Source organism: Sebaldella sp. S0638, from assembly GCF_024158605.1.
Taxonomy (GTDB): Bacteria; Fusobacteriota; Fusobacteriia; order Fusobacteriales; family Leptotrichiaceae; genus Sebaldella.
In genome coordinates this window covers 13,191-36,796 of the sequence record NZ_JAMZGM010000035.1, presented here as the reverse complement: position 1 = coordinate 36,796, position 23,606 = coordinate 13,191, and the positions used below count along the sequence as shown (strand labels likewise).

The following is a 23,606-nucleotide window of genomic DNA, read 5'->3' as shown; positions in this document are numbered from 1 at the left end:
TAATAGATAAATCAATATATGAAAAACAAATCTTTTATTATATCAGATTTAATTTACAGACTTTCTTGCACACTCCCGCTAAGTTTTATGACATTGTTTGCAGAAGGCTTAGCTTTGTATATAAATATGAATTCACTAAAAACAGCTATAGGAAATTCAAGCTTTGATATTTTGTATCCTTTGATTTCACTGATTTATTTATTTTTACTTTTAATAATGTATTTTTTTATTATTCAGTTATCTGATAGAAATATAAGCAGAATACCTAATATTTTTATGGTTTCAGTATTTTCTGTGATAATAATAGCAGTATTAATCAAGTTATGTTCAATACTAATGATTATTAATATATTCTAAAATTTAGTATGATATTGGTTTTGGGAATGGAAATCTCAATGTATTGGATAGAGATAAAATCATGATATATTAAGATTAGGGCAGACTTTCGAAGGGTTTAATTACGGAGGAATTTCAAAATAGAGAACATTATTTTGTTTTAATAATATAAATATTTATGTCTAAGTTACGAATTTTATTAAAAATGGTAAGATTCGTAATTCAGAAAATAAATATCAAAACAGTTAAGATTAATTGTAATATCATCAAAATATAAAAAAATTCACAGATTGATTTTGCAAATCTGATTTATTATAATCAGGGTAAGAAAAATAAAAAGAAAAGGAGCGAAGATGAAAAGACTTATTTTAATGTTGACTTTGGGACTCTCAGTATTTATATTCAGTGAGCCCATAAGGAAATTAAGTGTTACAGGAAATGCAGAAAAGGAGGTCATGCCTGATATAGCAAAGATAAATTTCAGGGTATACACTAAGAATGAGGACCTCAAAAAAGCCGGACAGGAAAATTCTAAAAATATGGAAAATTTTAAAAACGAACTAAAAAAGAAAAATATTCCTGTATCGGGTATAGAAACATATAATTATTTCACACAAAAGAGCAGTGAAAGAGACGGCGCAGAAAATAAAAAAACAGAATATTACACAACATTAAATTTTGCGATAAAGGTAACAGATCTTACAAAAATTCCTGATTTGATAAGTCTGTCTGAGAGCAATAAAATAAAAAGTCTGAAAAGTGACAGTACAGACAAGTCAATATACTACGGTGAAATAAAAAGAAACAATTCACAGAAAGCAACAGCAATATCAGATACATTTAAGGTGTATGACAGCATAAAATCACAGCTGGCGAAACTCGGAATCAGCGGGAATGATATTTCGGTGTATTCATATTCAACAGTATCTCAGGAAACAACAGATAATAAATCAATAAAAAATAAGGAATACCATAATGTGTACAATGATTTTACACTAGAGCTGAAAGATATAAGTAAAATAAACGATGTAATAAAAATAGCAGAGGATAACAAGATAAATGTACAGGGAAGCATAGCATTTGATATATCAAATAAAGATCAGATAGAATCAGAGTTATATAATACAGCTTACGAGCAGACAAAAGCAAAAGCTGCAAGTATATTGAAATCGAGTGAAATGAAATTAGGAGATCCTTTAGTGGTGAGTGAAAGTATATCTTATCAGAATATAGCTGTCCAGCAGGATTATAATTACAATAAACAAATTTATGCAGATAGAGCAGTGGAGATAAGAGGCGGCATAGATATTAACATGGGTTATGTGATGGCAGAGAAACCAGCAACAGCCGTAATGGAAGCCAAACCACAAATAGACTATAAACCGCAAGTAATGAAGCTGACTCAAAATGTAAGTGTACTTTATGAAATGAAATAAATATAAAAGGAATAGAAAGGATAAAATATGAAAAAAATTATATTGATTTTACTGACGATTTTTTCTGTAATGATATTTTCAGATGAAAGCGATCTCTTTTATAAACGAATTCAGGTAACAGGGACATCTACGGAAACACTGATGCCCGACACGGCAAGTATAATGTTTACCATTTATACAGAGAATGAGGATATGAACAAAGCAAGCGACGAAAATGCAGGACTTCTTGAAAGATACAAAACTTTACTTTCAAAGTCAGGTGTAAAATATGAAAAAATAGAATCTGTAACATATAATTCCAATAAGAGGGAATATTGGGATTCTATACTTGTAAATAAAGGTGAAAAAGAATATTCGACTACTTTAAATATAGAGATTACAGTTCATGACCAGAATAAACTGAGAGAAATAGTAAATACACTTTCAGGTGAAAATATAAACTATTTTTCAAAGTCAGGAAGAGAATTCGGGATATATAACTTTAATATAAGTGAAAGTGCTGCGGATACTAAGACTTCATATCAAAAAGCACTGGAAAGATATAAAAATCTTGAAAATAAAGTGCTGAAAACAAATCTTATAGACGGTGTAAGAATAGCCTCTTATGATACAGGAGAAAAGAGTCTGGAAAAATATGACAGAGTAAAAAAAGAAAAATATGTGGTAACTCACGTAATAAAAATAAAAACAAGTGATGTAAAAAATCTTGGTAAACTTATAACTCTGGGATATACACTGAATATTACGCCAAACAGCTATATACAATATGATATTAATAATAAAGAACAAATAGAAAACAGATTATATGAAAAAGCTTATCTTGAAGCAAAAAAGAAAGCTGATAAAATACTTGCAAAAACAGATCTAAACCTGCAAAAACCGCTTTCTATAACTGATGACAGCAGATACAGCATACAGCCTTACAATGAATATTTTAATAACTATAATTCATTGGCAAGAGCAGCAGATGTAGTAAAGAAAAGCAGCGATAAAGAGCTTATGGATCTGGCAGGTACTTCAAATTTAGTAATAAGCCCCAGAAAATTAACTGTAACAAAAACAGTAAATATAGAATTCCAGATGAATAAAAAATAGTGCATATTCATAATTCCGGTTTTTTAAAACAGGAACGAACCGGAAAGAAAAGGAGAGAAAATGAAAAAGATCATTTTAGTATTAACTTTGATATTTTCAGTATTTATATTTAGTGAACCTATAAGGAAAATAAGTGTTACCGGAAATGCGGAAAAAGAAGTTATGCCTGATATAGCAAAGATGAATTTCAGGGTATATACAAAGAATGAAGACCTGAAAAAAGCAGGGCAGGAAAATTCACAGAATATGGAAAATTTTAAAAATGAACTAAAAAAGAAAAATATTCCTTTGGGAAATATAGAAACATATAATTATTACACACAGAAAACAAGTGAAAGAGATACAGCGGAAAGTAAAAAAACGGAATATTACACAACATTGTATTTTGCCATAAAAGTAACTGATCTTACAAAAATACCTGATCTGATAAGTTTGTCTGAAAGCAACAAGATAAAAAGTCTGAAAAGTGACAGTACAGACAAGTCAATATATTACGGGGAAATAAACAGAAATAATCCTGAAAAAGCAACAGCAATATCAGATACATTTAAGGTATATGATAATGTGAAGTCTCAGCTGGCAAGACTAGGGATAAGCGGAAATGATATATCTGTATATTCTTATTCCACTGTATCAAAAGAAACAGTAGATAACAAGCCTTTGAAAACAAAGGATTATCATAATGTATATAATGACTTTGTACTGGAATTGAAAGATATAAATAAAATAAATGATGTAATAAAAATAGCAGAAAATAACAAAATAAATATACAGGGAAGCATAGCCTTTGATATATCGAATAAAGAAAAGATAGAGTCGGAGCTTTATAATACTGCCTACGAGCAGACGAAAACTAAGGCTGCAAGCATATTGAAATCAAGTGAAATGAGACTCGGAGATCCTCTGGTGGTAAGCGAAAGTATATCTTATCAAAATCTGGCTATTCAGCAGGATTATAACTATAGCAGACAGATTGCACAAAGTGAAATGAGCTATGATGAGGATATGAGGGTAAATTCAGCTGGAATATCAGCAAAAATGATGGCTCCGGCTCCAAAGCCGCAGGTAGATTACAAGCCTCAGGTAATAAAGCTGACTCAGAATGTAAGCGTTCTTTTTGAGATGAAGTAGAAGGGATTCGGGAAAATATGAGAAAAATAACAGCAGTTTTAGTATTGATTTTTACAATTATTATTTATTCAGAAGAAAGTGACGTTTTTTATAAACGAATTCAGGTAACAGGAACTGCATCCGAAACTTTTTCCCCTGATACAGCAGGGATAACATTTGTTATTACCACAGAAAAGGAAACTCTTAAGAAAGCCAGTGACGAGAATGCCAGAATACTTCAAAGGTTTAAAAAGCTGCTGTCTAAATCAGGTGTAAAATATGAAAAAATAGAATCAGAATTATATGATTCATATGAAACAAAAGACTGGGATTCAGTTTTGAAAAATGAAGGGAAAAAAGAATACGTTACTATGCTGAATATAGAAATTACTGTTGATAATCAGGAAAATCTGAGAGAAATTACAGGGATACTTTCAGCGGAAAATATAGATTATTTTTCAAAAGCCGGAGACAAAACAGGTGAGTATGAATTCAGCATAGAAGAAAGTGCGCCTGAAAGCAAGGCATCATATCAGAAAACGCTTAACAGATATAAACAGATGGAGACAAAAATCCTAAAATCAGGACTTGTTTCAAAAATGTCTATAGCTTCTTATGATACAGAAGAAAACAGCCTTGAAGAATATGTGGAAAAAGAGGTGGACAGAGGGACTGTTAACCATAGAATAAAGATACAGACAAGGGATATAAAAAACATAGGTAAAATCATTAATCTGGCCTTTGCTCTGAATATTTATCCCGAAGGCTATATTGAGTATGATGTTGATAATAAAACAGTATTAGAAAATAAATTATATGAGAAAGCTTACAGGGAAGCTCTGGGAAAAGCAGAAAAAATTCTCGGGAAAACAGACCTGAGTCTGAAAAAGCCCCTTATGATAACAGATAACAGTACAGGGCAGGCGGAACCTGTTTATGATTATTTTGACAGCTATAATAATTTTTATGAAGATATTGACGAGATTGCGAAAAAATCCGATAATGATCTGATAAAGCTTGCAAACAGCAGTAATCTGATAATAAATCCCGGAAAAATCACAATTTCCAAAACTGTAAATATTGAATTTCAAATAGAGAAATCCCAAGCTTTAACTGATTAAAAATTTAAGGAAAAAGATATTTTAGGTTTTTATTCAAGCACAGAAATATGGTAAGATAAGGTGATAGACAGTTTAATGAAAATTACTGAAGAAACTATAGGGAAAGGCTGGAAAATAATGAAAAAATATGCTGGAAAATACATCAGGAATAGTAATAACGGGATTTTTCTAAGAAGTATTTATCACGAAATTTCAGAATTAATAATGGAAGATCATCCGGAATTTACCGAAGATACTTTCATATCTAGTTCTGATTTGAATTATTACAGAAAAAAGTATATAGAATCATTGCTGAGAAAAGAAAAAGCTTATGCACAGACTGAGGAGGAAGTGCTAAACAGTATACTGAATAAAGAAATTATATCTGAAAACAGCAATAAAGAATATTCCAGAAAGCAGGTCATAGGACAGAATATAGCTGATTCTGTAGCTAAGTTCGGAGGAAGCTGGACTTTTATACTGATTTTTATATCTATTTTATTATTCTGGATTATATTAAACAGTGTAGCGCTTATGAAAAAGCCTTTTGATCCTTACCCTTATATTTTATTGAATCTGGTTCTTTCGTGTCTTGCTGCTCTTCAGGCTCCTGTGATTATGATGAGCCAGAACAGACAGGAAGAAAAAGACAGAATAAGAGCTGAGAATGACTATCAGGTAAATCTGAAAGCAGAAATAGAAATCAAGATTCTTCATGAAAAACTAAATCATCTGATCACTGAGCAATGGGACAAACTTGTGGAAATACAGGGAATTCAGATGGAATTGCTTGAAGATCTGCAAAATAAGATGGAATCATACGAAAAGAAGAACCATACTATAAAATAGCAGAATGTAAAATTTATAAATAAAATTGAAAATATATAAAACAGCCCTGATGATAAGCTCACAGGGCTGTTTTAAATAAAAATTACTCGTCATATCTTCTATTGGCAAGGAATTTTACCATTTCCGGATCACGATGTGAAAAAAAGCTGCTTGTATTAGTATCCAGCGCTGCAATTTTTTCCATATCTTCCTGTGCAATTTCAAAATCAAAAATATCAAAATTTTCAATAATTCTTTCTTTATGAACAGATTTCGGGATAACGACAATTTCTCTCTGAGTCAGCCATCTCAAAATTACCTGTGCAACAGATTTTTTATATTTATCTGCAATTAATGTAAGAGTCTCATTTTGAAATATATTATTTTTCCCTTCGGCAAACGGAGCCCATGATTCTATCTGTACTTTATTTTCTTTCATAAACTTTGCATTTTCAGTCTGCTGAAGAAAGGGGTGAGTTTCCACCTGATTAACCGCAGGAGTGATTTTATTGTGTAAAATAAGATCAAGGAGACGGTCAGGAAGAAAATTGCTCACACCAATAGCACGGATTTTCCCGTCATTGTATAAGTCTTCCATAGCGCGCCATGATCCGTAAACATCACCAAAAGGCTGGTGTATCAGGAACAGATCAAGATAATCTGTTTGAAGTCTTTTAAGTGACTCTTCAAAAGCCCTCTTTGTATTTTCATAACCCGCATCCTGAATCCATAGTTTAGTGGTAATAAACAGTTTTTTTCTGGGAATTCCGCTTCTGATAATTGCTTTTCCCACAGCTTCTTCATTTTTATAAGCAGCGGCAGTATCAATAAGTCTGTAGCCTGCCATAAGTGCATCGTAAACAGCCTGTTCGCATTCAGTCTGATCCGTAATTTGGTAAACACCAAATCCTAATACAGGCATTTGAACTCCATTATTTAAAGTTATGTTTTTCATATTGAGCCTCCTTATTTTATAAAACATCTTATTATATTTTACACCTCTGGAGTAACTCCAGGTCAAGAGATTTTTTGGGAAAAAGAGGATTATAATAAAAAAACCGGACCACAATCCGGTTTTATATCTATTTATCTAAAAAGTGTCTCTTACTTTAAGAACGCACCAAGCATCCATAATTTTGTTTCATATCCCATGATTAATTCGTCCATCATAGCTGAAGTTCCGTAGTCATTTGCTTCATCAGCAGCAGCTTTGATATCTTTTACTTCACCTAAAAGAGCTTCGAAATCTACTTTTAAAATTTTTACTAAATCAAGATCAGCAATTTCTTCATCTGAAGCCTCTTTTATGTTTGTAATTTCAAGATATTTTTTCATAGTTCCATATGGTCTTCCCTTGATAGATAAAATTCTTTCTGCGATACTGTCGATGTTTTCATTGATTTCATCATAATACTCTTCCAATTTTGCGTGGATTGTAAAGAAATTTCTTCCGTCCACATTCCAGTGATAGTTTTGAACCTTTCTGTACAATACATTCAGATCCGCAAGATATACGTTTAGTTTTTCAATTACATTTGACATAATATGTACCTCCTATAAATTTATAATCATTTCATTTTTATATTTAATATAATGCACTTCTTCTTAGTTTTTGTCAAGCAGTTTTTTTGAGTAATCGTCTAAAACCTTTGGTGAACAAAAGAATAACTGTAAGTGACAGTATTATTGCCGGGCCTGAAGGAATATTCAGACTGTATGAAAAATATAAACCGGAAAGTATTCCCAAAAATGAGAAAATCCCCGAAAGAATAATTATTAAATAGTACTTTTTTACTAGCAGTGAGGCTGTCGCCTGTGGAATTGTCAATATAGAAATAATTAAAATGATACCGATTGTCTTTATATTTATTATAATAGCAGAAGATATCAGAATTATCAACAGATAATTTATAAATTTTACAGGAACTCCATAAATATTATAAAAATTTTCATCAAAGCTGCTATAAATAATTGCTTTATAAAAAATAAAAAAAACAATAATAATTATAATGTCTAAAACTAATAAAAATATTATATTCCCTTTGTTCGATAAAAGTATATTCCCAAAAAGGTAAGTAGAGAGATCGGCCTGATAGCCCGGTGTCATAAAGGAAAAAATAATTCCCACAGCCATTCCGAAAGTCATGATTATTCCTATACTAAGATCATCTTTCAAGTTAAACTTATCTTTTAGAAGCAAAATAAGAACTCCTGAAAATATGGAAAAAATAAGTGCAAAAAGTATAGGATCTTTTATAGGAAGATTAAATACCGAGATCAGATATAAGCCGATTCCGATTCCTCCGTATGAAGCATGGCTGATACTGGAAGAAATAAATACCATTTTTTTATTGACTATGTATGTTCCTATGGTACCGCAGCATATGCTTGATAAAAATCCCACGATTAATGCATTCTGCATAAAAGGATATTTTAATATTGAAGTAATAAAGTCCATTTATCTGCCTTTCATAAAAGTATTTTTGTCTTTATAAAATTTTGCTTCCTTTTCCACAAGTAAAACTGAATCAATATATTTATAAATTTCGTCCAGTTCATGTGAAATAATAATTACTGTGGAATCTTTTAATGTTTTTATTTTATTATATAATTTTGCTTCGAAATTTTTATCCAGAAATGACTCAGGTTCATCAAGTATAATCAGTTCAGGATTAGAAATAAGCGCTCTGGCTATGAGGGCTCTCTGCAGCTGGCCGCCTGAAACTTCGTTTATAAGCTTCTCCTGTAATTCCAGTATGCCGAATTCTTCCATAATATCAGAAGCAGACCTCTTTTCCTGCGAGTTAAATTTTCTGAACAGATTTTTTTTGTCTGTAAGTCCTGATATAACAAGATCATATACCGAAATCGGGAAAGACGCGTCAAATTCCCTTATTTGCGGGAGATATCCCGTCTTTTTTCTGTCTATATTATATTTTATCGAACCGGATGAAGGCTTTAGGAATCCGAGAATCAGTTTTATTAAAGTAGACTTGCCACCGCCGTTTCTTCCCAAAATACCTATGTTTTCATTTTGTGTAATATTAAAAGAAACATCATCCAGTATTATATTATTTTCATATTTGAAATTCAGATTATTTATTTCAATCAAATGTTTAGTCATATTCACTCCAATGAATCTGTAAGTTTTTTCAGATTGTCAAAAATATTTTCCTCAAGGGGATTGAATTCTATAATTTTTATACCGGGAACTTCTTTGGAAATCAGTTCCACAGAACTTTTCGGGAACTGAGGCTGTACCAGAAGAACTGCTACATTGTTTTTTCTGATTTCATCTATTACAGTCTGTAAATATTGTGCAGTAGGTTCTTTTCCTTCCTGTTCTACAGATATCTGCGTAAGATTATATTCTTTTGCAAAGTAAGTAAGCGCGGGATGATAAATAACAAAAATCCTGCTTTTCTTACTGTTGACAGAATCCTTTAATCCGGCTTTGAAACTGTTAATTTCTGAAATAAAATCAGAATAATTTTTTTCAAATATTTCTTTTTTTTCGGGATATTTTTCCGAAAGAACATTTTTGATGTTTTCAGCAATTGAAGAATCTATATCCATAGAAAACCACACATGCGGGTCATATTCGCCGTGGCTGTGTCCTTCTCCTGCATGTTCGTTTTCAGCTTCTTTCAGCAGTCCGGTATTATTTTCCAGAACATTATATATCTTTCCGGGATTACTTACAGCATCTTCCAGTTTATGTTCAAAAGCAAATAAATCAAAAGAGAAATATAAGTCTGATTCTTCAAGCTGTTCAATAGTTTTTACCGACGGATCAAATAATTCGGGACTTATATTAGAACTGACTACAGATGTTACCGTAAAATCGTCTCCGGCTATTTTTTCCGTGATCCATTTTAACGGCGGGATACTTACCGAAATATGATTTTTTTTATCTGAAGCAGCAGCATTTTCAGAAGCAGCGGATGTATCGGGATTCTTCTGATTTTGGCATGAAAATAAAAAAAGAAGAAAAAACAGGCCTGTAATTAAGTATTTTGATATTTTGTTCATAATTAATATCTCCTTTCATGGATTATGTGTTACATTTTCTGCAAAGACCTTTAAATAAAAAAATATGAGATAACGGCAAAAAGCCGAATTTTTGTTTCAGTATATTTTCTTCCTCACTAACAGACTGAACAGGAAAAACTTCTATTTCCCTGCATGAATTACATATAATAAAATTTCCGTCTTTATCTTTGAAATAATATTTTTCATTATCAAAAATTACGGAATGTATATACTCGAGATTTTCCAGAAAATCCAAAGCTCTGTATATAGTGGAAGTATCAAAATCTACTTTTGTCTTTATTTGCTTTACGTTAAGCGGTTTTTTGGAATCAGAGATTATATCCAGAATCTCTTTTCTGTTTTTTGTTAAATGTTTCATAATTTTTATCACCTTATATAAATTTGCAAATCATTCGCATATTATTTTAGTATTTATTTTAAAGTTTGTCAAATAATACTTTCAGTAAACTAAAAATACCTCTGTAATGAGAGATGACACTGACAGCGTAAATAATTAAGAATATTATACTTTTTAAAAACCTTATAATATGCTATAATTAAAAAAAATTTGAAAGTGAAACCGGAGAAAAATGGCAAAAAAATATTATGCATATTATCTTGTGGAAAGTGACGAAAGCGGGATTCTGGAAAACTGGAAAGAATGCGAAATACTGGTAAAAGGTCAGAAAGCACGTTATAAATCATTTCCGTCACGTGATGATGCCAAAGAATGGCTTGATTCCGGAGCAGAATATGAAATTAAGGAGAAGAAAGCACCTGTCTTAGATAAAAAAGCACTTTACTTTGATGCGGGAACAGGGCGCGGCATAGGCGTGGAAGTACGTGTAACGGACTATAAAGGCAATTCTCTTTTACCCAAAATACTTTCTGAGGAAAAAGTTTCTGTTCACGGCAATTATGTATTGAAAAAAGGACGAACAAATAATTACGGCGAGCTTGTGGGAATATATATAGCTTTGAAATATGCTGTGAAAAAAGGAATAACGATGATATACGGTGACAGTAAGCTGATTCTTGATTACTGGTCAAAAGGAATTTTTAACAGGGATAAGCTTGAGGAAGATACTGTGGAGCTTATAGAAAAAGTAGCTGTAATGAGGAAAGAGTATGAAAAAAACGGAGGAAAAGCAGAACACATATCAGGTGATTATAATCCGGCTGATCTGGGCTTTCATAAATAAAGCCGTAAAGCTGAATATGAAAACTTGAATTAACAGGGAAAAATATGTATAATAATAGGGAAAGATAAAAGAAATTAAATATATAATATTTGGAGGAAATATATGAAAAAGTTATCAATATTCTTAATTTTATTACTGTTGATGTCATGTTCATCAGCAAATAAAAAGAACAGCAAAAAAACGCAGACATCTAAAACTACAACTGCAGCAACAGAGGCGCCAAAGCCGGTAGGGCAGATAAGAGAAGGGCAGTATTATCCAGCCACAGGAGTTTTTGTTTATAAGAAAGACAGACTGATTTTGAAAGATAAAGAGATAAGTTATAATCTAGTAGATAATACAGGGCTTCTGGAAAATATAGTTCAAAAAGTAACAGATAAGTTTGATGTTCAGTCATATGAATATATAAACTTGGAAGTGCAGGGAGAGATAAAAGAAGGTACTATTTATGTTAACAGAATAGTAAATTACAGAGCTCCGGAAGACAGATACCATACAGAAGTTATAATAGACTAACATAAAAATCCCTTTATTTCTAGATAACGGGATTTTATTTTATAAAAAAGTAATATTAATCTTTTATTTTATAAAAAAACATTTTATTTTTTCTGAAAATGTAATATAATGTTATGTTAGTACCTTAACTTTAAAAAAAATATATTAGCATACATAAATAAGGTGTAAATACTTTAGCAGCAAAGGAAAAACGTCATATGAATTCTAAGCTTGCTGAAGGATAAGGAGATTTGTTGAAAGGATGGTTTAAAAAATTGGACAAAAAAGCAACAATAATTACTTACGGCTGTCAAATGAATGTAAATGAAAGTGCAAAAATGAAGAAAATGCTTCAGTCTATCGGGTATGAGATTGTTGATGATATAGATGTTTCTGATCTTGTTCTTCTGAATACATGTACTGTAAGAGAAGGAGCAGCAGTAAAGGTCTATGGGAAATTAGGAGAATTAAAAAAATTAAAAGAAAAAAAAGATGGTATGATAGTAGGCGTAACAGGCTGTCTGGCTCAGGAAGTCAGGGAAGAATTCATCAAGAAAACGCCGTTTGTGGATCTGGTAATTGGAAACCAGAACATTGCCAAGCTTTCTGATATCATAGAAAAGATACAGAAAGGAACAGTAGATCATGTGGTACTGGTGGAAGATGAAGATGAGCTACCAAAAAGGGTAGATGCTGATTTTGGTGATGATATCGTGGCATCTGTTTCGATAACTTATGGTTGTAATAATTACTGCACATTTTGTATAGTTCCTTATGTACGAGGTATGGAAAGATCAGTTCCTATGAGGGAAATACTTGAAGATGTGAAGCAGTATGCAGATAAAGGTTACAAAGAAATACTATTTTTAGGGCAGAACGTGAATTCTTACGGAAGTGACAGAATTGATATGGGAGAAGATTTTGCCGGACTTCTGACAAAAGCTGCAAGTATAGAGGGAGATTTTTGGATAAAGTATATTTCGCCGCATCCAAAAGACTTTACAGACTCTGTGATAAAGGCAATAGCAGAAAATCCTAAAATAGCAAGAATGCTTCACCTGCCTCTTCAGTCAGGGTCTACGAGTATACTCGAAGCAATGAACAGAGGTTATACAAAGGAAGAATTTATAGAACTGGCTCTAAAAATAAAAAGAGAAATTCCGGATATAGGCATAACAACTGACATAATAGTAGGATTTCCGGGTGAAACTGATGAAGACTTTCAGGATACACTGGATGTGGTAGATCAGGTAGGCTTTGAAAATGCATTTATGTTTATGTACTCTAAAAGAAGCGGAACACCGGCGGCAGTGCTGGAAGAGCAGGTGCCTGAACAGGTAAAGAAAGAGAGACTTCAGCAGTTGATGAGATTACAGAACGCAAGAGCAAAAGAAGAGAGCAAAAGATATTACGGACAGACATTAAAGGTTCTGGTAGACGGGCCTAGCAGCAAAAATCCCGATATGCTCACAGGGAGAACTTCGACTCATAAAATCGTACTATTCAAGAGTGACGAGGATCTCAAAGGGAAATTTGTGGATGTGAAAATATATGAAACAAAAACATGGACGTTATATGGTGAATTAGTCTGAGTAAGGGGAGGAAAGATATGACTAATGCAAGAATTTATAACCTGTATCCTTATCTTTTGAAAAATTTTGAAAACTGGGTTGAAAAACTGGATGACATAGACTTTATGAATTTTGACTGGGTTTATGTGAATCCTTTTCATCTTCCGGGATTCTCAGGTTCCATTTATTCCATAAAAGATTATTATGCATATAATCCGAGACTTTTTGGAACTGATTATGAAACAATGGAAAAAGAAGCAGAAAAATACAGGGAGACAGGTGATTCCCGTATAAGGGAGTTTTGCCTTGAAGCAGAAAAAAGAGAAATGAAAGTAATGATGGATCTTGTGATAAATCACACGTCCATTGACTCCGTACTTATAGAAAAAAATCCTGAATGGTATGAAAAAAATGAGGACGGAACAATAAAAAATCCTGGAGCTTTAGACGGTGATAAACTAATTATCTGGGGTGATTTAGCCAAGATTGACAATGAAAATTCCAGCGATAAAGAGAATCTCTGGAAATACTGGCTTGACTATATCTTATATTATGCAGGTCTAGGAATAAAAGGTTTTAGATGCGATGCCGCATATCAGGTCCCTTCCAGTCTTTGGAAATATCTAATTGATGAAGTAAAAAAACAATATCCAGATACACTGTTCTTGGCCGAAACTTTAAGCTGTACTCCGGAAGAAATAATTAAAATAGTAGAATCAGGTTTCGATCTGGTTATGAATAGTTTGAAGTGGTGGAATTTTAAAGATGAATGGTTTTTGCGGGATTATGTTAAGTGGTCGAAAAGATGTCCGTCATTATCATTTCCTGAAAATCATGATACTGAAAGATTCGCAAAAGAATACAATAAGGACAGTAAAAAAGCAGTGTGCTATTATGCAATAGAGGCGTATTTTTGTTCGAGCATAGCAATTACACTTGGTTTTGAGTATGGTTTTGTAAAAAAAATAGACGTGGTAAATACCACATATAAGGACTATGAGGAAATAAACTATGATATAGCCGAAGATATAAGGTTAATCAATGAAATAAAAGCAGAATATACTATACTGAAAGAAGATGGTCTTGTAGAGATTTATGATTTTGAAAACAGCGATATCTTTTCATTTTTTAAAAAATCTTCTGACAATACGGAAAAGATCTTTATGATAGCAAATATTAATACCAGCACTGGCATGGACGTGAAGGTTCCCAATATGTTTGAGATTATGGAGGGAAGCAGTATAAAAGATATATCGCACGGGCACAGAATGGATGAGGTATCAGATAATCTGGAATATTATCTGCAGCCTGGTGAAGCAAAAATATTCTATCAAAAATTAAAATAGGGGATGAAAATTATGGAAAATATTTTCGAAATGAAATTAACGGAATTAAGAAAAAAAGCAAAAGAATATGGAATAAGTGGTTTTTCCACGATGGGCAAATCAGATCTTATTACAAATATTTATATTGAAGAAGCTAAAAAAGATAATATTATATTAGGGTCCGGAAGGCTTGACATGATGTCGGACGGATATGGTTTTTTGAGAGAAAGTACAGTAGGGCCTGATATATATGTATCAGCATCGCAGGCGAGGAAATTTGCACTTAGGAATGAGGACATAGTTTTAGGAGAAGTAAGAGAGCCTATAGGAACGGAAAAAAATTATGCACTTATAAAAACTCTCCTTATAAACGGAGATGCTCCTGAAAAATCAACTAACAGACCGTTTTTTGATGATCTTACGCCTTCGTATCCTGAGGAAAAATTAAACTTGTCAGCGGCAAGTCTGTCGTCAAGAATAATAGACCTTATAGCACCAATAGGAAAAGGGCAGAGAGGTCTTATAGTAGCACCGCCGAAAGCAGGTAAGACAATACTTTTATCGACTTTGGCAAATGATATTATAAATAATAATCCAGAAGTGGAATTATGGATACTTCTTATTGATGAAAGACCGGAAGAGGTTACGGATATAAAGGAAAATGTGCGTGATGCAGAAGTTTTTGCTGCAACGTTCGATGAAGATCCAAGTGTTCACATAAAGGTAACTGAAGATGTACTGGAAAAAGCAAAAAGAGAAGTAGAAAAAGGAAAAGATATAGTAATACTGATGGATAGTCTGACAAGACTTGCCAGATCTTATAATATAGTAGTTCCGTCAAGCGGAAAACTTATATCAGGAGGGATTGACCCGAAAGCCTTGTATTATCCGAAGAGATTTCTTGGAGCTGCAAGAAATATAAGAAAGGGCGGAAGTCTGACTATAATTGCTACAGCCCTTATAGAAACAGGAAGTAAAATGGATGACATAATATTCGAGGAATTTAAGGGAACAGGAAATATGGAAGTAATTCTTGAGAGATCTCTTGCGGAGTTAAGAATATTTCCTGCAATAGATGTACTAAAGAGCGGAACAAGAAAAGAAGAAATACTTCTTGATGAAAAAACACTGAAAACAATATGGAATTTCAGAAGATATCTAAGCAACTATAATGAGGCAGAAGCAGTGAAAAAGCTTATAGATCTCATTAAAAAGACAAGTTCGAATGATGAACTGATAAATATGATATCAAAGGATAATTCAAAAATAACAATATAAAATATGGCTGTACCAGGATAAAGTTTATTATTGGTACAGTTTTTTTGTTGGGAAATTTTTTTTGATTGCTGAACTTGGAAAAAATGTACAAGATAATATTTTTTCATGATAAAAAAATTATGATATAATGAGAAAATACAGACAATTACAGAATAATTATTTTATGAAATAAAGAGAGAATTTTATTGGAAGAGGTGAGAAAAATGAAATTAAAAAAACCTGTTGATGTTGATTTATATAAATTTGTCATAAAAGGGGAGTTTGACTTTATAGAAACAGGGCAGACAAAAGAGTGGATACTGAATAATTTTCCTGATCCGGACAGAATCGGTGATATGGGACACGATCTGTATATTTGGTTATACGGGAATATAGAATTTCATTTTGATAAAGAGATACTTTTCACCATATGGTGTGATAATTTTGCCGAACTAAATGCAGGGAAGAATATTAGTCTGGATAAATGGATTTTTGACAATGTAAAAGAACTTACGGTTTCTAAAATGATAAAGGTACTTAATCAGGAAAAACTAAATTTCACTTTGGTGCATAAGTATGGAAGTGTGATAATAAGGATACTTGACAGTAATGTTGATTTGTATTTCTCGCCTGAATACGGTGAAAATTATATAAATACAGATACAGATAATCTCTGCTTTTCTGCTTTCGGGCTGAGTCACGAAGATTACAGGCAGAAACTCAAATAATTCAAATATTTACTGAGAAATTTTTATAAGAATATCTGTTATTAATATAAACCCTTGATCTTTCAGTTTTTTATTGTAAAATAATATCATATTAAATACTATACAAATTTAGTCCTGTATGTTAGAATACTTGTAATATCCACTAAAATTTTTTTATAAAATTGTACTAAATCAACGTATATTTTATAATTTATTTTAGGAAATTACAGATAAATCAGGTGAATATATGAAAAAAGGAAAAGGCATTATTTTGGGAATATTTTTTTCAGGAATTATATTTACGGCCTGTGCTGATATATTCAGCAATAATCAATATCAGAAAAAATATTCATATAATTTTACATTAAAAGATGATGCAGAAGAAGAAATAACGGGACTGAAAAATGTAAAAAACGTGAATGGCATTATTGAGAGAAAATATTCAGTTCAGAATGGTGACAGTATTTATAAGATTACAAAGAAAACAGGTCAGAGTCTTACTGCTCTTCTCATCAATAATCCGGGTATGGAAATAAACAGTATTGCCAAAGCAGGGAACGTACTCAGACTATATAAAGATAATATAATTATATATAGAAAAGCCGGAAATGAGAATTTTTCAGATATAGATAAGAGATTCGGACTGAAGGAAGGCGAAACAGAAAAGCTGAATTCAGGAAAAGAAACTAATGGAAATATTTTTGTGAAGGCAGAAGAAAATAAACTGAAACTTTATTTGATACAGCAGGAAGAAAGCCAAAAGCTGGAAATAATCCGCAGATAATTAAAAAATTTATTTTATTCACAATAAATTCACATAAGTATGAGATGATAAAATATGTAAGTAAAAGGGTTTGATATATATAACAAAAAATAAGGAGGAAATATGAAAAAAACGTTAGTAATGTTATTTCTATTGTTAACAGTAACAGCATTCTCAAAGAATTATTACGGGAAAGAAGTACCTATTGCCACTGTTTACAGTCAGATGAATCTAAAAAGACCAGCTTTGAAAAACCAGACTGCACAGGGAATAGTTGATGAATTCACAAGAATAACTTATGAATCTGTGGAAGATTACTCAACAACCCCTGAAAAAGATTACGGTAAGCTGGACGATTACTACATGGCAAGAACAAATGCAGTGCTTGACAAGCTGGATAAAAATATGAACAGTTTAAGCGAAGCTGATGCACAGCAAATACTGGATCATCTTGATAAGTTACAGGCAATAGTAGACCAGTTACAGTAAAGTGAATATGTATCAAAGATAATGAAAGACTAAATTAAGGAGGAAGTATGAAAAAAGTTTTAGTTGCTTTGTTTCTGTTATTAGGAGTAATAACTTACACTAAGCCTTATTACAGTAACGGAAAAGAAGAAAATATACAGACTGTGTACAATGTGGTAGGACTGTCGAGACCGAAAATGCAAAGTCCTGTAGCTCAGGCAGTAATGGATGATTTTACAAGAGTAACATATGATGCGCAGGTAGATTCTATGCTGACATCTAAGGAAGATTTTGCAAAGCTTAATAAGTATTATGACAAAAGGGTAAACGCAATACTTGATAAGTTTATAAAAAATAAAGACAGTTTCAGTGACAGCGACATGGATCAGATTATGGGCGGGCTCACTTATTTGAAAGGAAAACTTCAGGAATATACAAGTGCATGGGTAAAGAAGTAAGACAGTAAGAATTTTTGATAATAATATCAGAAAAGGGCATTTTTTGAAATTAATTGGATAAGTAAAAAGAAACAGGCTTGTTTTGTTTAATCTGTTGATTAAAATTCGGTCTGTTTTTTTATTTAGATCATAATATAGGGATAAAGAATTTTTTATACATAAAATTTTAAAATAATTTTAGATTTACAAAGTTTTTATAAAAAGTATATAATAGAAAAAAGTTTTAGAAGGAGAAGATATGAGAAAATTAAAATTAGCCGTAATTTTTTTATTGGCAGCAACTATCAGTTTCACTGCAGCAAGTAGTACAACAACGTCTAAATCACAGTCGGTTACAAAAGAGAAGAGAAGAACAAATTTTGTTGAAATCCAGAAAAGATTAAAAGATTTAGGGTATTATACAGGAAAACTTGACGGGATATATGGAAGCAAGACTAAAAAGGCTATTCAGACATATAAAGGAAATCAGGGGACAGATAAAAAACTGGAAAAGCTTCTTGCTAAAGAAGGATTAAATTAGAATAATAAAAAATAAGGGAGCATTGGCTCCCTGTTTTTATGGAAATTAATCCGATATTCTGGCAGAAAGCCAGAAGTGTCCGGTTAGGATATAATCTTTTCGTAATTCGGTACTGCCTTCTATTAGTTCAGGAGGAATAACTACATCTATTTCTCCGCCGAGAGTTTTTACCAAAGCATGGTAAAATTCCAGTCCTGTCACAGGATTAGTTTTTTTCTCGGCTGTTTTTATAGTTCCGCCGAACATGGCATGGGCTGTTGCTGTTTGCCCCTCATCAGTAAATAACCCTGTGGGAATAAAATGTTCTGTAGCAAATTTCGGCTCCTTGATATTTTTTTTATCATAATCTTCTTCAGATTCATAGATTTCCACATTATGAGCAAAAGCTGAAATTCGAAGAGAGCGTGTTTCAGGAAATTCAGGTTTCCATATTTTCATATCAGGAACATCAACAACAAAAGGAAAAACATCTCCGGACTGGCAGTAAAGGCAGCCGTCCATGACAGGTCTTTCTTCATCTTTGATTTCATGTTCCAATACGGCGTTAAATGAAGAATTGCCTGAAAAATTCGGGTTCAGACCGGCATTATTGTCAGTGTCCAGTTGTCCCCAGAGTTCCGCTCCGTTTCCCATATCCCAGAAAAAGTATTTTCCGAATTCTGTATCAATTTCTGTACCGTGTTCTAAACACTGAGAATATAATTCTTCCATATCTTCCATAGAATTTACTTCAATACCGATTGCTTCAAAATGGTTTGCCATAAAACTCCACACTCCCTAAAATTAATTTTTTTCCACAAGTTCAGGAATAATATCTATTTGTCTTGTAGTATTTTTTTTATTTAATATATTTTCCAAAATCAGGTTTATAGACTGAGAAACCAAAGTATCAAGGTCTGGTGAAACACAGCTGATCTTGAAACCGAGATTATCAAGAAAATCAGTATTATCAAAAGAAACTACAGTAATATCCTTGTTTATTTTTAGATTATTCTGCATAATTAATTTAATTACTGTCTGCAATATAATATTATTACAGCAGATCAGTGTCTTAGGATAATTCTTTTCAGTAATAACGGCTTTCAGGCTTTTTTCTATTTTGTGGGAATCATAAAAGTCCGCAAAAACAATATGTCCGTTGGAAATTTCAATACCGTTCATATAAAGGGCTTCTTTATACCCTTCTATTCTTTCCAGACTAATATTGGAATTTTTGTCCCCGGTAATAATAGTGATATCTTTTTTGCCTTTTTTTATGAGGTATTCCGTAAGGGTAAAAACTCCCCGTATATTATCTACATAAACACCGTCAAAACTGGCATCTTTCAGCTTTCTGTCCATAAGAATAAACGGATGTGTAAAAGTCAGAAGTTCCTTTTTAATTTTGAATTTTTCGTCATTTTTACTTGAACTTATAAGTATCATACCGTCTATATTTTTATTGCTTAAATTTTTTATCACTTCTATTTCACGTTCTATATCATCATTAATGTCAAAAACCAGTATATCAATATTTTTATTTTCAACTTCAATAAGAATTTTTTTCAAGAGAGTGGAAAAAAAGTAATTTGATAAAGACGGAACAATAAAAGCTATTGTTTTCGTTGTTTTTTTAAGTATTGGTATTTCCTGTTTCTCCAAATCCTTAACTAAATCCAGAATATTTTTTCTTGTTTTTTCACTAATTCCTTTTTTATTATTGAGAACTCTTGAAACTGTAGAAGTAGAAACATTGCATAATTTTGCGATTTCTTCTAAAGTCATTTTCAGCCTCCTTGAGAATATATTGAGCAAGTTAATTATATAAAGTTTTTAGATATATTTCAACATAAATTTTAAAAATGCCTATTGACAAAATAGAAAATCGAGGTTATATATTAATGCAAGTAAAAAGAAAAAAATATTGCAAATTTATGCAAAAATTAAAAACGGAAAAGATAGAATACTGATATGGGAGGTCACATGGAAAAGTATCTTGCAGTGGATATAGGAGCTTCGAGCGGCAGAATATTTGAAGCTGTACTGATTAATAAGAAAATAGAACTGAAAGAAATATACAGATTTGATGAATATCTAAAATACGAAGAAAATACCTATTTTTGGGATATTGAGAAAATTTATGGTTCGATAATGTCAGGCTTGAAAAAATACTTCAAAGAAAACAGGCAAGAAGACCTGAGTATAGGAATAGATACCTGGGGAGTGGATTTTATACTTTTGGACAGTAATGACAAGATACTTGGAAGGCCTGTTTCTTACAGGGATTCACGAACAAACGGCATGATGGAAAAAGTTTTCGGGATTCTTGCAAAAGAAAAGATTTATGAAAAAACAGGGATTCAGTTTATGGAGTTTAATACTTTATTTCAGCTGTATTCATTGAAACTGAAAGATAAAAGCCTGCTAGAAAAAGCAGAAACTTTTCTGATGATACCAGACTATCTGAATTATCTTCTTACAGGTAAAAAGATAAATGAAATAACAAATGTATCTACCACACAGATGATGAATTATAAAACAGGATTCTGGGATGATGAAATATTGAAAATAACAGGCTTTGAGAAAATAAAAAATACGAAGCTGGGAAAAGCCGGAGATATTGTAGGGAATATCAGCAGTGAAGTACAGAAGGAACTTGGGATAAAAAGGCTGAACGTAATACTGCCGGGGACACATGACACGGCATCGGCCATTGCAGCAGTACCGCATTTGGAAAAAGAAGGGACAGCGGCATATATAAGTTCCGGAACATGGTCTCTCATGGGAATAGAAAGCGACTATATTATAAGTGAAAAATCCTATGAACTGAATTTTACAAATGAAGCAAGTGTAATAGAGAAAAAATCAAGATTTTTGAAAAATATAATGGGATTATGGCTGATTCAGAGAGTGAAAAAAGAATATAACGATGAGTTTTCATTTTCTGAAATAGTAAAGCTTGCTAAAGAGGAAAAGGAATTTATATCACTTATTAATCCTAATAATGAGAGATTTTTGAATCCTGAGAGTATGAAAGATGCAATATGCGATTACTGCATTGAGACTAATCAAAAAGCACCGGAAAATATCGGGCAGTTTGGGAAGCTCATATTTTACAGTCTGGCTTTTCTTTATGCGAAAACTTTGAAAGAACTTGAGGAATTAAGCGGTTTAAAGATAAAAGGACTGAATATAATAGGCGGAGGATCACAGAATGAGTATCTGAACCAGCTTACTTCAGATGCAGCAGAAATATCTGTTATTGCAGGGCCTGTGGAAGCAACTGTTCTGGGGAATGTAACAATGCAGGCTTATGCAAAAGGCGGGATAAAAAGTATAGAAGAAGGAAGGAAAATAATAAGGGATTCATCAGGATTAAAAAAGTACCGTCCTGAGAAAAATCTGAAAGAGCTATATAGTAACTTTCTTAAATTATGTTAATCAAAAATTGCATATAATAATGAAAAATTCATTTCTGGTGTTTTGTCTTACTAAATAAAAAGTTTCGCACATTGTCCATTCAAAGTGAGGCAAAACACTAAAAGTTCATTTCTGAATTTATGGGGAAAATCGGGGAAATAATAACTAACAGGAGGAAATAATGCAGAATAAGGAAAATGTTTTGAAAAGCTATGAACTCGCAAAAGAACAATATAAAAAAATCGGTATAAATACAGATGAAATACTAAAAAGGCTGGATGAGATAATGATTTCCGTTCATTGCTGGCAGGGTGACGATGTACAGGGTTTTGAAAATCCTGAGGGTGCATTAACAGGAGGAATTCAGGCTACGGGAAATTATCCCGGAAAAGCAAGAACTGCTGATGAATTAAGACAGGATCTGGAAATGGTATTTAAGCTTGTTCCCGGAAAGCATAAAGTGAATCTTCATGCAATATACGGAGAGTTTGGCGGGGAAAAAACAGAAAGAGACGAGATAAAGCCGGAACATTTTAGGAATTGGGTAGAATGGGCAAAGAAAATGGGGCTTGGTCTTGATTTTAACCCTACATTATTTTCTCATCCTCTTGCAGAAGAAGCAACTTTGTCACATCCTGACAAAAAGATAAGAGATTACTGGATAGGGCATTGTAAGGCTTCGAGAAAGATCGGGGAATATTTTGGTAAGGAGCTTGGGATTCCGTGTGTGACGAATATATGGATTCCTGACGGATATAAGGATATACCCGTAGACAGATATATGCCGAGAAAACGTCTGAAAGAATCACTTAATGAAATTATGGAGGAAAAAATAAATCCTGAATATAATCTTGATGCTGTGGAATCAAAAGTATTTGGTCTTGGACTGGAGTCTTACACTGTGGGGTCTCATGAATTTTATATGGGTTATGCAGTAGAGAATAAAACACTTTTATGCCTTGATGCGGGACATTTTCATCCTACAGAAGTCATATCAGATAAGATACCGTCAGTGCTTTTATATCTGGATCAAATACTGCTGCATGTAAGTAGACCGGTGAAATGGGATAGTGACCATGTGGTAATTCTTGATGACGAACTAAGGGCAATAGCAAACCAGATAATAAGATATGATTTTGATAAAAGAGTTCATATAGGAATAGATTTCTTTGACGCAAGTATAAACAGAATAGCGGCATGGGCAATAGGAGTGAGAAATACAAGAAAAGCCCTTATGCTGGCTCTTTTGGAACCTGTGGAAAAATTAAAGGAAATAGAGCTTTCGGGAGATTTTACAAGCAGACTGGCACTTCTTGAAGAGTATAAAATGTATCCGGCAGGAGCTGTATGGGATTATTACTGTAGTGAAAAAAATATTCCTGTGGGTGAAGAGTGGCTTGAAACAGTGAAAGAATATGAAAAAAATGAACTGAGTAAAAGAAGTCCGCAATAATTTCAGGGAAGATATATAATGCATAAATAGATTTTATCAGGGAAGGGAGGA

The 23,606-nt window shown here is 32.4% G+C and carries 25 protein-coding genes; 17 read left to right on the top strand and 8 right to left on the bottom strand.

Going from position 1 to position 23,606, the window contains the following annotated elements; all coding sequences use genetic code 11:
• Positions 1-689: 689 nt before the first annotated feature.
• The 5 genes from NK213_RS10840 (at position 690) to NK213_RS10820 (ending at position 5,926) form a co-directional block, all read left to right on the top strand.
• Positions 690-1,772, top strand: a complete 1,083-nt coding sequence (locus NK213_RS10840; protein ID WP_253348998.1) for an SIMPL domain-containing protein — start codon at positions 690-692, stop codon at positions 1,770-1,772.
• 27 nt (positions 1,773-1,799) lie between these two features.
• Complete coding sequence (locus NK213_RS10835) at positions 1,800-2,867, top strand: SIMPL domain-containing protein (protein ID WP_253348996.1); 1,068 nt, start codon at positions 1,800-1,802, stop codon at positions 2,865-2,867.
• Positions 2,868-2,927: 60 nt separating this feature from the next.
• A complete protein-coding gene (locus NK213_RS10830; protein WP_253348994.1) occupies positions 2,928-3,998 on the top strand; it encodes an SIMPL domain-containing protein in 1,071 nt (356 codons plus the stop codon).
• Between the two features lie 17 nt (positions 3,999-4,015).
• Positions 4,016-5,098: an SIMPL domain-containing protein gene (locus NK213_RS10825; RefSeq protein WP_253348991.1), complete on the top strand. Its 1,083-nt coding sequence runs from the start codon at positions 4,016-4,018 to the stop codon at positions 5,096-5,098.
• 75 nt (positions 5,099-5,173) lie between these two features.
• The gene (locus NK213_RS10820) at positions 5,174-5,926 is read left to right on the top strand and encodes a DUF1003 domain-containing protein (protein WP_253348990.1); all 753 of its coding nucleotides are present in this window, start codon (positions 5,174-5,176) and stop codon (positions 5,924-5,926) included.
• A gap of 82 nt (positions 5,927-6,008) precedes the next feature.
• Here NK213_RS10820 and NK213_RS10815 read toward each other — a convergent pair whose 3' ends face one another.
• The 6 genes from NK213_RS10815 to NK213_RS10790 form a co-directional block, all read right to left on the bottom strand.
• The gene (locus tag NK213_RS10815) at positions 6,009-6,860 is read right to left on the bottom strand and encodes an aldo/keto reductase (protein ID WP_253348988.1); all 852 of its coding nucleotides are present in this window, start codon (positions 6,858-6,860) and stop codon (positions 6,009-6,011) included.
• Between the two features lie 149 nt (positions 6,861-7,009).
• Positions 7,010-7,447 carry a Dps family protein gene (locus NK213_RS10810; protein WP_253348986.1) on the bottom strand — a complete coding sequence of 146 codons (438 nt, stop codon included), beginning with the start codon at positions 7,445-7,447 and terminating at the stop codon, positions 7,010-7,012.
• A gap of 73 nt (positions 7,448-7,520) precedes the next feature.
• A complete protein-coding gene (locus NK213_RS10805) occupies positions 7,521-8,363 on the bottom strand; it encodes a metal ABC transporter permease (RefSeq protein ID WP_253348984.1) in 843 nt (280 codons plus the stop codon).
• Positions 8,364-9,029 carry a metal ABC transporter ATP-binding protein gene (locus NK213_RS10800; protein ID WP_253348982.1) on the bottom strand — a complete coding sequence of 222 codons (666 nt, stop codon included), beginning with the start codon at positions 9,027-9,029 and terminating at the stop codon, positions 8,364-8,366. It lies immediately after the preceding gene.
• A gap of 2 nt (positions 9,030-9,031) precedes the next feature.
• Positions 9,032-9,937, bottom strand: coding sequence for a metal ABC transporter solute-binding protein, Zn/Mn family (locus tag NK213_RS10795; protein ID WP_253348980.1), 906 nt, complete (start codon positions 9,935-9,937; stop codon positions 9,032-9,034).
• Between the two features lie 22 nt (positions 9,938-9,959).
• A complete protein-coding gene (locus NK213_RS10790) occupies positions 9,960-10,316 on the bottom strand; it encodes a Fur family transcriptional regulator (protein WP_253348978.1) in 357 nt (118 codons plus the stop codon).
• 211 nt (positions 10,317-10,527) lie between these two features.
• Between NK213_RS10790 and NK213_RS10785 the strand changes: the two genes are divergently transcribed.
• From NK213_RS10785 to NK213_RS10740, 10 genes are all read left to right on the top strand, one after another.
• Complete coding sequence (locus NK213_RS10785; RefSeq protein ID WP_253348976.1) at positions 10,528-11,139, top strand: ribonuclease H family protein; 612 nt, start codon at positions 10,528-10,530, stop codon at positions 11,137-11,139.
• 102 nt (positions 11,140-11,241) lie between these two features.
• Complete coding sequence (locus NK213_RS10780; RefSeq protein WP_253348974.1) at positions 11,242-11,655, top strand: hypothetical protein; 414 nt, start codon at positions 11,242-11,244, stop codon at positions 11,653-11,655.
• Positions 11,656-11,909: 254 nt separating this feature from the next.
• Positions 11,910-13,226: a tRNA (N6-isopentenyl adenosine(37)-C2)-methylthiotransferase MiaB gene (miaB, locus tag NK213_RS10775; protein WP_256478705.1), complete on the top strand. Its 1,317-nt coding sequence runs from the start codon at positions 11,910-11,912 to the stop codon at positions 13,224-13,226.
• A 17-nt stretch (positions 13,227-13,243) separates the two neighbouring features.
• Positions 13,244-14,551 carry an alpha-amylase family glycosyl hydrolase gene (locus NK213_RS10770; protein WP_253348972.1) on the top strand — a complete coding sequence of 436 codons (1,308 nt, stop codon included), beginning with the start codon at positions 13,244-13,246 and terminating at the stop codon, positions 14,549-14,551.
• A gap of 12 nt (positions 14,552-14,563) precedes the next feature.
• Positions 14,564-15,808, top strand: coding sequence for a transcription termination factor Rho (gene rho, locus NK213_RS10765; RefSeq protein ID WP_253348970.1), 1,245 nt, complete (start codon positions 14,564-14,566; stop codon positions 15,806-15,808).
• 203 nt (positions 15,809-16,011) lie between these two features.
• A complete protein-coding gene (locus tag NK213_RS10760; protein WP_253348968.1) occupies positions 16,012-16,515 on the top strand; it encodes a hypothetical protein in 504 nt (167 codons plus the stop codon).
• 226 nt (positions 16,516-16,741) lie between these two features.
• Positions 16,742-17,278, top strand: a complete 537-nt coding sequence (locus NK213_RS10755) for a hypothetical protein (RefSeq protein WP_253348967.1) — start codon at positions 16,742-16,744, stop codon at positions 17,276-17,278.
• A 102-nt stretch (positions 17,279-17,380) separates the two neighbouring features.
• Positions 17,381-17,746 (top strand): hypothetical protein, encoded by a 366-nt coding sequence (locus NK213_RS10750; protein ID WP_253348965.1) that lies wholly within the window; start codon positions 17,381-17,383, stop codon positions 17,744-17,746.
• Between the two features lie 47 nt (positions 17,747-17,793).
• Positions 17,794-18,183 carry a hypothetical protein gene (locus tag NK213_RS10745; protein ID WP_253348963.1) on the top strand — a complete coding sequence of 130 codons (390 nt, stop codon included), beginning with the start codon at positions 17,794-17,796 and terminating at the stop codon, positions 18,181-18,183.
• 238 nt (positions 18,184-18,421) lie between these two features.
• On the top strand, positions 18,422-18,703 hold the full coding sequence (locus NK213_RS10740) for a peptidoglycan-binding protein (protein WP_253348962.1): 282 nt from the start codon (positions 18,422-18,424) through the stop codon (positions 18,701-18,703).
• Between the two features lie 45 nt (positions 18,704-18,748).
• Here NK213_RS10740 and NK213_RS10735 read toward each other — a convergent pair whose 3' ends face one another.
• Together NK213_RS10735 and NK213_RS10730 are read right to left on the bottom strand one after the other, a co-directional pair.
• The gene (locus tag NK213_RS10735) at positions 18,749-19,465 is read right to left on the bottom strand and encodes a hypothetical protein (protein ID WP_253348961.1); all 717 of its coding nucleotides are present in this window, start codon (positions 19,463-19,465) and stop codon (positions 18,749-18,751) included.
• 21 nt (positions 19,466-19,486) lie between these two features.
• A complete protein-coding gene (locus NK213_RS10730) occupies positions 19,487-20,467 on the bottom strand; it encodes a LacI family DNA-binding transcriptional regulator (RefSeq protein ID WP_253348960.1) in 981 nt (326 codons plus the stop codon).
• Between the two features lie 198 nt (positions 20,468-20,665).
• Between NK213_RS10730 and rhaB the strand changes: the two genes are divergently transcribed.
• Positions 20,666-22,123 carry a rhamnulokinase gene (rhaB, locus tag NK213_RS10725; RefSeq protein WP_253348959.1) on the top strand — a complete coding sequence of 486 codons (1,458 nt, stop codon included), beginning with the start codon at positions 20,666-20,668 and terminating at the stop codon, positions 22,121-22,123.
• 160 nt (positions 22,124-22,283) lie between these two features.
• Positions 22,284-23,555, top strand: a complete 1,272-nt coding sequence (locus NK213_RS10720) for an L-rhamnose isomerase (protein ID WP_253348958.1) — start codon at positions 22,284-22,286, stop codon at positions 23,553-23,555.
• Positions 23,556-23,606 lie beyond the last annotated feature (51 nt).